Here is a 13,042-nt window from a genome sequence, read left to right as displayed (position 1 = left end):
GCCTCGTCCTCAACGGTCTGGGCGTGCACCTCGAAGCGGCCCGCCATCGCCCGCATCTCGTGCGGGTCGGTCATAAAGCGTGTTGCCATGTTGGCTGTCTCCAATCTTGAAGCTTCGGTTCGCCGAAGTCTTAACAGTCGTACTTGATGCAGTGGTGGCCGAGTTGTAAACAGATCACGGCCTGCCGGTTAATTGCTCGCCTCAGACGGGTGACAAGTACCCCCTTCTTTCCCATATGGGCGGTCCCATATCCGCGGTTAGCCCTCAGACGACAACCTGTTTGGGCATGACGATCGGTTTGAAGCCATACCGGGGTCCGGTCCCGTAGGCGCCGGCGCCCTTTGCTGCGGCCGCCACTCCGGGCATGCCGGGCATCGCGGTGACCGGCTCGGCGGCCTCGGAGGCGACGGTCCAACCCGAGCCCTCGAGCGGGGCGGCGGCCGACGCGGCCGCCGTCGCCGGCGCGTTGGCCGACCAGCTGGCCGGCACCGACAGGCGTCCGACCGTGGTGGCCTCACCCACGGCCGCCGACGCACCCGCGCCCGACACCGAGCCCACCATGGTGCCGGGAGTAATGGCGGTCGCACCGGCCGCCGGTGCGACCGAGTCGGCCAGCGCGAACGGAATCGACGGCACGGTTCCCAGGGTGTGCCCCAACGACACCGCGTTGGGGATGGTGGCGCACACCCACCACGCGGCGGTGTTGACCGCGCCATTGACGCCGTTGAGGAACGACGGGGTGCCAAGCAAACCGTCGATCGACTCCAGGAGCCCGCTGGAGGTCGGCGGCGCTGTGATCAGGGACGACAGGTCCAGGCCCGCGAGCTGGGACGTGCCGTTCACCGCGTCGGAGGCGACCGCGCCGTTGTCCACGGCCGCGGCGGCCGCAGGGTCTGTGGTCGATGTCAGCGGAGTGACCGGTTTCAGCGTCCCGGCCGCCGCCGAGGAGGCCTGGTAGGTCGCCATCATGGTGGCGTCCTGCACCCACATCTCGGCGTACTGCGCTTCGGTCGCGGCGATCGCGGCCGAGTTGACACCCAGGAAGTTGGTCGCGACGAGCGTCGCCAACAACGACCGGTTGGCCGCGATCACCGGCGGCGGCACGGTGGCCGCGAACGCTGTCTCGTACGCGGCCGCCGAAGCGGTGGCCTGCGCGCTCGCCTGCTCGAGTGTGGTCGCCGTTTCCGTCAGGTAGGAGATGATGGGTTGCGCCGCGGCGGCGGCCGCGGCCGACCCGCCTCCCGTCCATTGCTCGCTGGTCAGCAACGAGATGATCGACTCCCACTGGGTCGCGGTGGAGCTCACCTCGGCGGCCAGGTTGGCATACGCGGTCGCGGCGGCCATCAGCGGCGCGGAGCCCGCACCGGCGTACATGAGCGAGGAGGTGATCTCCGGCGGAGTTGCTGCAAAGTCAAGAACCATCTGGATATTCGCTCTCTTCTCGTTGACTGTTGGAATTCGACGTCTGGGTGACCGCGAGTGCCTAGATTGCCTTCGGTTTCGGCATGACGATCGGCTTGACCCCGTAGCGCGGTGCACCGAAGCCGGCGTTGTTGCGTCCCATCGCACCCACTCCGGGCATGCCGGGCACGACGGTGCCCGCACCGGCCTGCGGAGCCGCGGCCGTCCAGCCGACCGTTTGCAGCGGCGCGGCGCTCGGCGCCACCGCCGGGGCCGAACCAGCCCAACTCGGCGGCACCGAAAGCTTGTTGACCACGGTCGCCTGGCCCATCGCGGCGGCCGGCATCGCACCCACTCCGGCCACTCCAGCCATGCCACCCGCACCGGCGCTGACCGGCGCGCTCGAGTCGGCCAGGTCCGCCGCGGCGGCTGCGGCCTCGCCGCCCGAGGTGTCCAGCAGACCGCCTCCGGCGAGGCCGAGCAGGTTGGAAGTGGCGGATGCCCAGTTCCCGAACCCGATGTTTCCGATGTTGGCCCCGTTACTGGACAGCCCGAACATTCCGCCGAGACCGCCGCTGTACTGACCGTTGAAGCCCAGCAGCCACGACAGAATGTCGATCGGGTTGGAGCCGGTGGCGGCCGTGGCGGTGGGATTGACGCTGTCCAAAGCCTGGATACCGGTCTGGGCCGCGTTGACCGCCTCGGTGTCGCCATAACTGTTGGAGCTGATACCCAGGGTTTGCGAATACTTCTCCAGCTGCGCCTGCGCCTCGGAGGCGATCGCTTGGTACTGGGTCCCGTACGCAGAGAAGATCGCGGCCTGCTGTGCCGATACCGGGTCGGCGGCGGCCGGCGCGATCGCGGTGGTGGCCGACGCTGCGCCCGCGTTCTGGGCTGCCAGATTGGTGTTGATTCCGCTCAACAGCTGTTCGGCGGCTAACATTTCTTCGGTCTGCGTTGTCAGAAATGACATCTGCTGCTCCTAGTGTTGGAACGAGTCGACCCACGGCTGGATCGACGTGTGCGCACGTAAACGGCCCCTCACGCGTTTGCGTAAGGCTAATGACCCACAGCCCACGTTCCCCATCGAAATGGGCAGTGGTAACAGGCGTTTACGGCTTTTTAACGACGAGGCCGGCAGTTTTAACACGGCCTTGTCGCACGACATAGCGATGTCACCTGAGCGACGGCGCCGACACCAGCAATCGCGCCCGGCGCGCGGATGCTAGCCGAGGCCTCGGCGGTCCGCACGTTGAACACCTGGCTAATTAGCAAGTCGATGCGATGCTCCGCGATCGGCCGCGACGCGCTAGATTCGCCGCCGGGCCCCCATAGCCCAAATGGCAGAGGCAGCGGACTTAAAATCCGTCAAGTGTCGGTTCGAGTCCGACTGGGGGCACGGCGTGGGCGCGGGATGACACTCTGAGGCCACGTTGCGCGATCTGCCACCGCGAAGGAGCCACCGCCGAAGTGACCGAGGATCCGCGGGGCGACGGCGTCTCCCGTCAATACGATCGGTGGGAATATCCGCCCCCCGTAACCGATCTCGCGGCATGGACCACCAACCACTGGGATTGGTTCGACCCCTACTGGGCCCACCGATTGTTGTGGCCGAACCGGGAATACCGGCCGGACCTCGACATCCTCGTCGCGGGATGCGGCACCTTCCAGGCGGCCGTGTTGGCTTACATGAACCGCGGAGCCAAAGTCGTGGCGATCGATGTCAGCCGGTCCGCGCTGAATCACCATCGATGGCTGAAAGACAAGCACGGCCTGGACAACCTGGAACTACATCTGCTGCCCATCGAAGAGGCTTCGGCGCTGTCGAGCGACTTCGATCTCATCGTCTCCAGCGGCGTCTTGCACCACATGGCCGATCCGCTGGCCGGGCTGACCGCGCTCGGCGAGTGCCTGCGGCACGACGGCGCGCTGGGCGTCATGCTCTACGCGAAGTACGGCCGGATCGGCGTCGACATGCTCGAATCGGCGTTCCGCGACCTCGGACTGTCCCAGGACGAGGCGTCGGTCCAGCTGGTCGTCCAGGCCCTCGCGGTGCTACCGCCGGACCACCCGGTGCGCCCCTATCTGCGCGGCGCGACGGACCTGACGTCCGAGGGCGCCCTGGTCGACACGTTCTTGCACGCCCGCCAACGCAGCTACACCGTCGAGGAATGTCTGGACCTGGTCGACGCCGCCGGGCTGGCGTTCCAGGGCTGGCTGCGCAACTCGCCGTATTACCCGCACGACTTCATCGCGCCGGCGAGCCGGTTCCAGTCGGTGATCAATCAGCTCCCCGACGCCAAGCTGTGGTCGGTGATGGAGCGCCTGCAACCCGCGAACGCCACCCACTTCTTCCTGGCCTGCCGCCCCGAACGCCCGAAACGGGACTACGCGATCGACTTCTCGGCGCCGTCGTGCTTCGAGTACGTCCCGCTGTTGCGCACGGCGTGCGCGCTGTCCGGCGACACGATTCACCTGCCCGGCGCGACGTTGAAGCTCAACCCGGCTCAGCTGCCCTTCGTCCAGCACGTCGACGGCCGCCGCGCCATCCGAGACATCGTCGACCTCGTGGCACAGCGCGACGGCGTCCGGCCCGAAGACACCGAGCCCGTGCGGGAATTCGCGCGCACGCTGTTCCGGTCGCTGTGGCGCCTGGACTTCCTGGCGATGGCGCTGCCCACTCCGTCGGGGTAACGGGATCGATTGTGGGAGTCGGTGTTTGGCGAAGCCAGGCGACGTTGCCGGAGTGGCCGTGACACGCGGACCAAGGTTTTGGGCCTGCCGCCGACGGCACCGCACACCGCCGCTCATACACTGACCCAGCATGGGCATGCTGTTCGGCCTCGCGCCGTGGATCGTCTATTGGGTACTCGTCGGAAACGTCCCGTTCGCCGCGGCCGCGCTGGTCGCGCTGGCGATCGCCGCGGCCGGCCTGGGCCTGGGCGGCGTGGCCGGCAGGAAGTGGCAGTTCTTTGACTTCGCTTCCGTCGCAGTGCTTTTGATCCTCGCCGTGCTGGCCTTCGCGCTCAGCGAGCCGTTCCTCGAGCGGTGGACACTGCCGCTGAGCAACGCCGGGATCTTGCTGGTGACGCTGATCGGGGTGCTGGGCGGCAAGCCCTTCGTGGCCGAGTTCGCCGCCGCCGAACACGCCCCCGACATCGTCAGAACCGAGCTGTTCGGCCGGATCGTGAAGATCCTCAGCTGGCTCTGGGTCGCGACGTTCGCGGCGATGACGGTGTCGACGGCGATCCCGTCGATCCTGGCGGGCCCCGCGGGCCCGCCCGGGACGACCGCCGCCCTGATGCTGGACACCAAGACCCCGCTGTCGTTCCTGTGCTACTGGATCATTCCCTTCGGGCTGCTGGGGCTCGCGGCGGTGGCGTCGCGACTGCTGCCCGAGCGGATGCTGGTCGGGATCGATGACCTCGAGCGGGAAACCTCGTTCGTCGCCTACGACGAAGCCACCATCGACGAGCTCTACTTCCTGGCCCAGGAGCACGCCAACCGCGAGGTGGGCCCGGGCAAGGAGGCCTACGCCGTCAAGGTCGGCGGGATGGGCACCCCGTTGACCGGGGACGAGTCCCGCAAGTCGTGGCCCTCGACGTACAAGGTGCGCGACAAGCGGCGCTGAACCCCGACCGCGGTTGGGCTACGTTGGTTCTCGGCGGAGCGGCCCCGAACCGCCCCACGCGCTCCGCATCCGGCTGAGGCCACAACGGGCCACAGGCTCGCCGGAGCGGAGAAAGGGAGTCGTGATGAACGCACCCAGCGCAGACGCCATACGCGCGGAAACCGTCACGATCACCGGCCATGGCGGTGACGAGATCGAGGCCTACCAGGCGGTGCCGCTCGCGCAGGGATCGCGGGGTGGCGTCGTGTGGATCCACCACATGCCCGGATACGACCGCGAAACCAAGGAATTCGTCCGCCGGCTCGCCGTCAGCGGCTTCAACGCCGTCGCGCCCAACCTCTACTCGCGCGAAGCCCCCGGTGCCGAGCCCGACGACGCGGCCGCCGCGGCGCGTGCCGCGGGCGGGGTCCCCGACGAACGACTGGTCGGCGACGTCGCGGGCGCGGTGGGGCACCTGCGCTCGTTGGCGGGGGCCAACGGCAAGTTCGGCGTCATCGGGCACTGTTCGGGCGGACGGCACGCCTACCTCGCGGCCTGCTCGCTGCCGTTCGATGCGGCGGTGGACTGCTACGGCGCGTTCATCGTCGAGGACCCGCCCGAGGGCATGCCCAAGACCATGAAGCCGATCCTGGACCTGGCCGGCAACCTCAGCTGTCCGATGCTGGGCCTGTTCGGACTCGACGACCGGTTTCCGGCGCCCGCCGCGGTGGCCACCCTGGACGCCGAGCTCACCAAGCTCGACAAGGCGCACGAGTTCCACTCCTACGAGGGTGCGGGCCATTCGTTCTTCTCGGTCGACCGTCCGGCGTATCGGCCGGAGGCCGCGGTGGACGGCTGGCAGCGCATCGACCAGTTCTTCGCCACCTACCTGAAAGGCTAGGCATCTGTTCATGTGCACCTATCTCACCGAACACGTCGAGATCGACGGCAGCGGCAAGGGCGCGACCGGATGGTTCGGGGCCAACCGCGCGACGGTGTATGTCGACCATCCCGTCCACGCGCCCTTCGGCCACACGGTCAACATCGACGTGATCAACCCGCAGCTCGGCCCGTCGGCGCGGGTGGCTCTGGAATTGACTGAGGAGAGCGCGCTGGCGCTGGCCGACGCCATCCGCAAAGCGATCGGCCACGCACCGGCCGGGCTCGCCTCGAAACACCAGTAGGCCGGCGATGACCCCCCAGGCCGACTATCCGCAGGCCGCCGCCGCCCGCGGCAGGATCGAACCCGCACCGCGGCGGGTCCGTGGCTACCTCGGCGATGCGCTGGTCTTCGACACCACCGCCGCCCGATACGTGTGGGAAGTCCCGTACTACCCGCAGTACTACATCCCGCTCACCGACGTCCGTACCGAATTTTTGCGCGACGAAAACCACGCCCAGAAGGTGGAATTCGGCCCATCCCGGCTGTGTTCGCTAGTGGGTGCCGGCCAGACGCACGAGTCCGCCGCGCGGGTATTCGACGCCGACGGCGGCAGCGCACTGGCCGGCACCGTGCGCTTCGAATGGAATCCGTTGCGCTGGTTCGAAGAAGACGAGCCGATCTACGGTCACCCGCGCAACCCGTACGCGCGCGTCGACGCCTTGCGCTCGCACCGACACGTGCAGGTCGAACTCGACGGAATTGTCTTGGCCGACACCACTTCTCCCATCTTGCTGTTCGAAACCGGTTTGCCGACAAGGTATTACATCGATCCGACCGATGTCGCCTTCGAGCACCTGGAGCCCAGCGCGACGCAAACGCTGTGCCCGTACAAGGGGGTTACGTCGGGCTATTGGTCGGTCCGGGTGGGTGACGCCGTGCACGAGGACCTGGCATGGACCTACCACTATCCGCTACCCGCGGTGGGGCAGATCGCCGGCCTTATCGCGTTTTACAACGAAAAACTCGACATCACCGTCGACAAAGCCAGATCGGCTCGGCCGCTGACGCAGTTCAGCTAGTTGCTCGGCAAAGTGTGATCTTTGCCTCGTCGGCACCGAGGCTGAGAGTTCCTTAACTTATCCGCCGGCGGCCCGCCCACGTGGACTGTTAGCGGCCCGGGCGAAACCCGCCGGAAGCGGGTTTGCCTCCCTTTCGCTGGGGGTAAGCGTCTGCGATACAGCGCGATTGGAAGTCTGAGCAGAACCTGAGTGCGCGTAGTGACGTAGCTAACGTCGAGCATCTCTGAACTGCTTTGGGGTGACGTGCGGCCAGTAGACTACCGAAAATTAGTCTCGTCAGCGCCTTTCGGTGCTGAAAGCCGGTGGATCCGATGGCCGGATCGTCGCGAACATCTCGACGGCTTCGACACTCGACCACTAGAGCCGACAACCACAGCAAAGGCGGTATCAGCGTGAACGATGTGAACGGCCCCACGGCCGCGCACGACGAGCGAGACGGGCGGGCCTTCGAGCTGGACACCGCCTCGGTGGTCCGAATCCCACTGCACAACGGGCCGATCAGCGATATCGACATCAGCCCCGACGGGCGGCGGTTGGTGGTCACCAACTATGGCCGCGACACGGTGTCGGTCATCGACGCCAAGACCTGTCGTGTCTCGAGCACCGTCACCGGTCTGGCCGAGCCCTTCGCGGTCGCGATGAACAGCGCGGACGCCAACTATGCCTACGTCAGCACGGCGGCCGCCGGCTATGACGCGATCGACGTCATCGACGTCGTCACCAATTGGCGCATCGCCACGCACCGGCTCGCGCACAGCGTGAGCGGCATGACGGTGAGCCCGGACGGCAGGTACCTGTACGCCAGCCGAAACGCGGTTCGCGGCGCCGACGTGGCGGTGCTGGACACCACCACCGGTGAACTCGAGATGATCGAGCTGGCGGCCGAAACCGGGATCGCCACCGAATGCGTGCGGGTCAGCGGCGACGGACGCCGTCTGTACGTCGGCATGAACGGCCCGACCGGCGGCAGCCTCGCCGTGATCGAGACCCGCACGCGCTCCGACGGCGGCCGGGTCGGCGCCCTCGACCTCGGCCTGCCCCTGCGCGATGTGGCGCTCAGCGACGACGGCGCCACGGCGTACGTGGCGAGCTGCGATCCCGTCGCGGGCGCGGTGCTCGACGTGGTCGACACCCGGGCCACCAAGATCGTGAGCACCCACAAGGTGCCCGAGATCACCGGCCCGCTGACGCGGATGACGCTGAGCCGCGACGGCGCGCGCGCCTACCTGGTCAGCGATGACCGCATCACGGTGCTGAGCACCCACCGCCAGGAGGTCGTCGGCGAGGTCAGGGTGACCAGCCACCCGTCCTGCGTGGTGGAAAGCCCCGATGGCACCCATCTCTACGTCGCCGACTACTCCGGTGTGGTCACCGCGGCGCGCATCGCCTCGCCCACACCGCCGCCGCTCACCGGCGAGCGGGACCTGTCGATCGCCGGCTGGTTGCCCGAGCTGGCGGAGTGGGAGCAGGTCGGGGCCTAGCCCTTGGACGCGCGGGGCCCAAAGTCGCGCCGGCCGAAGGGGATCCACCGAAATCGATGGCCAGTCCGGCCGGTTGTCGACACGCTCGCCGAGTTCGGGCTTAGGGTGGGAGACGGCCGACGGCACGGGCGGCGCTGCGCCGAGAGTAAGGGCGGTAGATCAATGGACGGCACCATGCAGGACTTTCCGTTGACGACCGCCGCGATCATGCGGCACGGCTGCACCGTGCACGGGAAACGCACCGTCACCACGTTCACCGGGGACGGTTACCGGCGCGCGACCTACCGGGAACTGGGCGAGCAGGCGGCGCAACTGGCGAACGGATTGCGCCGCCTGGGTATCACCGGCGACCAGCGGGTGGGCACGTTCATGTGGAACAACGCCGAACACCTCACCGCGTACCTGGCATTGCCCTCGATGGGTGCGGTCCTGCACACCCTCAACATCCGCTTGTTCCCCAAGCAGATCGCCTTTGTCGCCAACGAGGCCGAAGACCAGGTGGTGCTGGTCGACGCGTCACTGGTCAAACTGCTCGCACCCGTGCTGCCCGACCTCGAGACCGTGCACACGGTGATCGTGGTCGGCGACGACGTCGAACCGCTGCAGGGATCCGGCAAGACCGTGCTGCGCTACGCCGACGTCCTGGGCGGCGAGCCCACCGAGTTCGACTGGCCGCACATCGACGAGAACTCCGCGGCCGCGATGTGCTACACCAGCGGCACCACCGGCAACCCGAAAGGCGTTGTCTACAGCCACCGTTCGAGCTTCCTGCACACCATGGCCGCGTGCACCACCAACGGCATCGGCGTCGGGGCCACCGACAGCGTGCTGCCCATCGTGCCGATGTTTCACGCCAACGCCTGGGGGCTGCCCTATGCCGCGCTGATGGCCGGCGCCGACCTGGTGTTGCCCGATTGCCACCTCGACCCCCGGTCGCTGGTCCGGATGGTCGAGGAACTGCGACCCACCGTGACGGGCGCGGTGCCGACCATCTGGAACGGCGTCCTGCATCACCTCGAAGACGACCCCGACCACGACATGTCGTCGCTGCGGCTGGTGGTCTGCGGCGGCTCGGCCGTCCCGGTGTCGCTGATGCGCACCTTCGAGGAAAAGCACGACGTGCAGATCCGGCAGTTGTGGGGCATGACGGAGACGTCGCCGCTGGCCACCATGGCGTGGCCCCCGCCGGGAACCCCGCAGGACCAGCACTGGGCCTTCCGCGGGACGCAGGGCCAGCCGGTCTGCGGGGTCGAGATGCGCATCGTCGACGACGACGGTCAGGTGCTGCCCAACGACGCCAACGCCGTCGGCGAGGTCGAGGTGCGCGGACCGTGGATCGCCGGCTCCTACTACCTGGGTCGCGACGAGTCGAAGTTCGACTCCGGCTGGCTGCGCACCGGAGACGTGGGCCGCATCGACGAACGGGGCTTCGTCACCCTGACCGACCGTGCCAAGGACGTCATCAAATCCGGCGGCGAATGGATCTCCTCGGTCGAGTTGGAGAACCACTTGATCGGCCACCCGGATGTGGTCGAGGCCGCGGTGGTCGGCGTTCCCGACGAGCGCTGGGAGGAGCGGCCGCTCGCCGTGATCGTGGCCAAGGACGGCGCCTCGATGAGCGCCGAACAGCTGCGAAAGTTCCTCGCCGACAAGGTCGTTCGATGGTGGCTGCCCGAGCGGTGGACCTTCATCGACGAGATTCCGCGCACCAGTGTCGGCAAGTACGACAAGAAAGTCATCCGGTCGCGCTACGCCGAGGGCGGATATCAGGTGATCGAGGCGCGCTGATCTGAAAGGCGTTACGCCAGTGGCACACTCACTCGTTGTCGACCAATCCGTGATAGCCCCGGTCGCGGCACAGGACGCTTTTGACCGGACGCTGCCCATTCCGCTCCCGACGCTGTTTCACCGCTGGTATGGGCCGTTCCCGCCGATCAAGCAGGTGCGCGAGCAGACGGGCGCCTGGGATGCCGCGGGCCAAACGCGCATCGTGCACCTGGCCGGCGGTGCCCGCATGCGCGAGGAACTGACCAGTGTCGATCCGCCGCGCTCGTTCGGCTACCGGCTCTCGGAGATCACCGGCCCGATGGCGCTGCTGGTCGACCACATCGTCGGCGAATGGGTCTTCACCCCGGCCGCGGGCGGCACCGAGATCACCTGGCGTTGGGACATCCGCCCGCGCTCGGCGCTGACGGCCTGGGCGCTGCCGCTGCTGGGCCGCTGGTGGAAGGGCTATGCGCGGCGCGCGCTGCGGCACCTGTCGGCCCTGCTGACGGGCTGAGCCGCGACCGCTAGCGTGGGAAGCCATGTGCCGACTCTTTGGCCTGCACGCCGGGGGCCATGCCTGCACCGCGACGTTTTGGCTGCTGGACGCGCCGGACAGCCTGTCCAAACAGAGCAGGCGGAACCCGGACGGCACCGGACTGGGTGTCTTCGACGGGCACGGCCAACCGCACCTGTACAAGGAGCCGATAGCGGCCTGGCAGGACGCCACCTTCGCGACCGAGGCGCACCAGATGACCGGCACGACGGTCATCGCCCACGTCCGCTACGCGACCACCGGATCGCTCGTCATCCGCAACACCCACCCGTTCCTGCAAGACGGGCGGATCTTCGCGCACAACGGCGTGCTCGAAGGATTGGACATCCTCGACGAGCGGCTGCGTGAGGTCGGCACAGACGACTTGGTGTTGGGCGACACCGATTCCGAGCGGGTCTTCGCGCTGATCACCGGTTCGATCCGGGCGCTGGACGGCGACATCACCGCCGGCCTCACCGACGCCGTGCGATGGCTCGCCGAGAACGTTCCCATCTACGCCGTCAACATGCTGCTGAGCACGGCCACCGGCATGTGGGCGCTGCGATACCCCGAAACCCATCAGCTCTACATTCTGGATCGATCCAACGGTGCGGCTTCGCATGATTCCGGATTCGACTTGTGTACCAAGCGGATTCACGCCCGGTCGGAGCATCTGTGTGAGCGGGCGTCGGTGGTGTTCGCGACCGAGGTGATGGACGACGAGCCACGCTGGCGGCTGCTGCCGGCGGGTGAACTCTTCCATGTCGATGCAGATCTGCGAATCCACCGCGACATGATCCTGCCAGACCCGCCCAATCACCTGCTGCGTCGCGAGGACCTGAGCTCGCCGGTCGAGGAGTCGCAGCACGCTTTGCCGAATACCCGGCAACTGGCCTGATCCGTGCTGGCAAGGTAGACGACGTGACACCCAAACGCGCCCTCGTGCTGGCAGGTGGAGGCATAGCGGGAATCGCCTGGGAGACAGGTGTTCTGCGCGGCATCGCCGACGAGTCGCCGGCGATTGCCCGGCTGCTGACCGAGTCGGACGTGCTGGTGGGGACCTCGGCGGGCTCGGCCGTCGCCGCGCAGCTGTGCAGCGGCCACACCCTGGACGAACTGTTCGATCGCCAGGTCGCCGAGTCGTCGGCTGAGATCGATTCCGGGGTCGACGTCGAGGCCATCACCGAACTGTTCCTGACGGCACTGGAGGCGCCGTACGAGGAAGCGCTGGACCGGACCCGCCAACAAATACAGCGGATCGGCGCCGTCGCACTCGCGACGAAAACCGTTCCCGCGCCGGTGCGCCGGGACGTGATCGCGCGCCGCCTGCCATCACACGACTGGCCGGACCGCGAGTTGCGGCTCACCGCGATCGACGTCGCCACCGGCGAGTTGACCGTGTTCGACGGCGACTCCGGTGTCGACCTCGTCGATGCGGTGGCGGCCAGCTGTGCGGTGCCCGGGGCATGGCCGCCGGTGACGATCGGCGATCGCCACTACATGGACGGCGGCGTCGCCAGCTCGGTCAACCTCGCGGTGGCCGCGGACTGCGGCACGGCGGTGGTGCTAGTGCCCTCCGGCGTCGACGCGCCGTCGCCGTTCGGTGCGGGGCCGGCCGCCGAAATCTCGGCGTTCCCCGGCGCGGCCTTCGCCGTGTTCGCCGACGGCCGCTCGCTGGCCGCCTTCGGGCCCAACGCCTTGGACCCGGGCTGTCGCATCCCGTCGGCGGTGGCCGGACGCGAGCAGGGCCGCCGCGAAGCCGCGGCCATCGCCCGCTTTCTGGGCGTGTGAGATCGGGCCCTTGAGCGGATCTGGCTGACGGGTTCACAGCGCTTAGCCAGGTTTCATTGCTCTATACAACAGTTGCAGCAGGGTACGGTCGGTTTGGGGCACCCAACGACGCGTCCCTCGACCATTCGGTCAGATCGTAGATCGCAAGTTCGCCGTCCATTGTGTTCAGCGTTTGGTCGGATGTGCACTGCCGCTTCATGATTCCGGTTAATGACGGCGCACCTCGCGCCGAACCGGCTGCCATGGTGGCCAAAACGCAAGCCGCCTTGCGGTTGGTTAAGCCCCGCCGGGTTGTCCGGAGTGGCGACAGCTGTAACCCAACGATCGGGGCTGAGTTGGCCGGCTTGAGGATCGCAGGCCTACCGAGAAGATTGTCGCGACAGGAGGATTGAGAATTCGATGACGACGACGATTGGAAGCGCGACGACCGAAAACGCACTGACTCCTGACGTTCGAAATGGCATCGATTTCAAGGTGGCTGATTTGTCGTTGGCGGAT

General features: G+C 67.5%; 13 protein-coding genes, 1 tRNA gene and 1 pseudogene. 12 read left to right on the top strand and 3 right to left on the bottom strand.

Annotated elements, in window-relative coordinates; translation table 11 throughout:
- From BST14_RS25975 to BST14_RS25965, 3 genes and pseudogenes are all read right to left on the bottom strand, one after another.
- A pseudogene (locus BST14_RS25975) lies at positions 1 to 89 on the bottom strand (WXG100 family type VII secretion target); the annotation flags it as partial.
- A gap of 175 nt (positions 90 to 264) precedes the next feature.
- Positions 265 to 1,422: a PPE family protein gene (locus BST14_RS25970; protein WP_083067173.1), complete on the bottom strand. Its 1,158-nt coding sequence runs from the start codon at positions 1,420 to 1,422 to the stop codon at positions 265 to 267.
- A gap of 61 nt (positions 1,423 to 1,483) precedes the next feature.
- The gene (locus BST14_RS25965) at positions 1,484 to 2,374 is read right to left on the bottom strand and encodes a PPE family protein, SVP subgroup (RefSeq protein ID WP_083067172.1); all 891 of its coding nucleotides are present in this window, start codon (positions 2,372 to 2,374) and stop codon (positions 1,484 to 1,486) included.
- A gap of 352 nt (positions 2,375 to 2,726) precedes the next feature.
- Here BST14_RS25965 and BST14_RS25960 point away from each other — a divergent pair.
- From BST14_RS25960 to BST14_RS31220, 12 genes are all read left to right on the top strand, one after another.
- Positions 2,727 to 2,800: transfer RNA gene (locus BST14_RS25960), tRNA-Leu, on the top strand.
- A 71-nt stretch (positions 2,801 to 2,871) separates the two neighbouring features.
- Entirely contained in the window at positions 2,872 to 4,095 is a 1,224-nt protein-coding gene (locus BST14_RS25955) for a methyltransferase domain-containing protein (protein WP_083067171.1), read from the top strand.
- 130 nt (positions 4,096 to 4,225) lie between these two features.
- Positions 4,226 to 5,032, top strand: a complete 807-nt coding sequence (locus BST14_RS25950; RefSeq protein ID WP_083067170.1) for a hypothetical protein — start codon at positions 4,226 to 4,228, stop codon at positions 5,030 to 5,032.
- A 124-nt stretch (positions 5,033 to 5,156) separates the two neighbouring features.
- Positions 5,157 to 5,912, top strand: a complete 756-nt coding sequence (locus BST14_RS25945) for a dienelactone hydrolase family protein (RefSeq protein WP_083067169.1) — start codon at positions 5,157 to 5,159, stop codon at positions 5,910 to 5,912.
- A 10-nt stretch (positions 5,913 to 5,922) separates the two neighbouring features.
- Complete coding sequence (locus BST14_RS25940; RefSeq protein ID WP_083067168.1) at positions 5,923 to 6,195, top strand: DUF6295 family protein; 273 nt, start codon at positions 5,923 to 5,925, stop codon at positions 6,193 to 6,195.
- Positions 6,196 to 6,202: 7 nt separating this feature from the next.
- On the top strand, positions 6,203 to 6,973 hold the full coding sequence (locus BST14_RS25935) for a DUF427 domain-containing protein (RefSeq protein WP_083067167.1): 771 nt from the start codon (positions 6,203 to 6,205) through the stop codon (positions 6,971 to 6,973).
- A gap of 392 nt (positions 6,974 to 7,365) precedes the next feature.
- Entirely contained in the window at positions 7,366 to 8,454 is a 1,089-nt protein-coding gene (locus tag BST14_RS25930) for a YncE family protein (RefSeq protein WP_245845745.1), read from the top strand.
- A 162-nt stretch (positions 8,455 to 8,616) separates the two neighbouring features.
- A complete protein-coding gene (locus BST14_RS25925) occupies positions 8,617 to 10,242 on the top strand; it encodes a fatty acid--CoA ligase (protein ID WP_083067165.1) in 1,626 nt (541 codons plus the stop codon).
- 19 nt (positions 10,243 to 10,261) lie between these two features.
- On the top strand, positions 10,262 to 10,735 hold the full coding sequence (locus tag BST14_RS25920) for an SRPBCC family protein (protein WP_083067164.1): 474 nt from the start codon (positions 10,262 to 10,264) through the stop codon (positions 10,733 to 10,735).
- A gap of 25 nt (positions 10,736 to 10,760) precedes the next feature.
- Positions 10,761 to 11,651, top strand: a complete 891-nt coding sequence (locus BST14_RS25915; RefSeq protein WP_083067163.1) for a class II glutamine amidotransferase — start codon at positions 10,761 to 10,763, stop codon at positions 11,649 to 11,651.
- A gap of 23 nt (positions 11,652 to 11,674) precedes the next feature.
- Entirely contained in the window at positions 11,675 to 12,544 is an 870-nt protein-coding gene (locus BST14_RS25910) for a patatin-like phospholipase family protein (RefSeq protein WP_083067162.1), read from the top strand.
- Between the two features lie 399 nt (positions 12,545 to 12,943).
- Positions 12,944 to 13,042, top strand: a 99-nt coding sequence (locus BST14_RS31220; RefSeq protein WP_245845748.1) for a hypothetical protein, incomplete at its 3' end; no start/stop codon positions are given.

The sequence above is a fragment of the Mycobacterium arosiense ATCC BAA-1401 = DSM 45069 genome (assembly GCF_002086125.1).
GTDB classification, from domain to species: domain Bacteria; phylum Actinomycetota; class Actinomycetes; order Mycobacteriales; family Mycobacteriaceae; genus Mycobacterium; species Mycobacterium arosiense.
The sequence above is the reverse complement of the archived record's forward strand: the minus strand, read 5'-3'. Positions and strand labels throughout refer to the sequence as shown.

Excerpts from the sequence above, each read along its gene's own strand:
- BST14_RS25970 (WP_083067173.1), bottom strand. The coding sequence starts at position 1,422 with ATGGTTCTTGACTTTGCAGCAACTCCGCCGGAGATCACCTCCTCGCTC.
- BST14_RS25965 (WP_083067172.1), bottom strand. The coding sequence starts at position 2,374 with ATGTCATTTCTGACAACGCAGACCGAAGAAATGTTAGCCGCCGAACAG.
- BST14_RS25950 (WP_083067170.1), top strand. The coding sequence starts at position 4,226 with ATGGGCATGCTGTTCGGCCTCGCGCCGTGGATCGTCTATTGGGTACTC.
- BST14_RS25945 (WP_083067169.1), top strand. The coding sequence starts at position 5,157 with ATGAACGCACCCAGCGCAGACGCCATACGCGCGGAAACCGTCACGATC.
- BST14_RS25940 (WP_083067168.1), top strand. The coding sequence starts at position 5,923 with ATGTGCACCTATCTCACCGAACACGTCGAGATCGACGGCAGCGGCAAG.
- BST14_RS25935 (WP_083067167.1), top strand. The coding sequence starts at position 6,203 with ATGACCCCCCAGGCCGACTATCCGCAGGCCGCCGCCGCCCGCGGCAGG.
- BST14_RS25925 (WP_083067165.1), top strand. The coding sequence starts at position 8,617 with ATGGACGGCACCATGCAGGACTTTCCGTTGACGACCGCCGCGATCATG.
- BST14_RS25915 (WP_083067163.1), top strand. The coding sequence starts at position 10,761 with ATGTGCCGACTCTTTGGCCTGCACGCCGGGGGCCATGCCTGCACCGCG.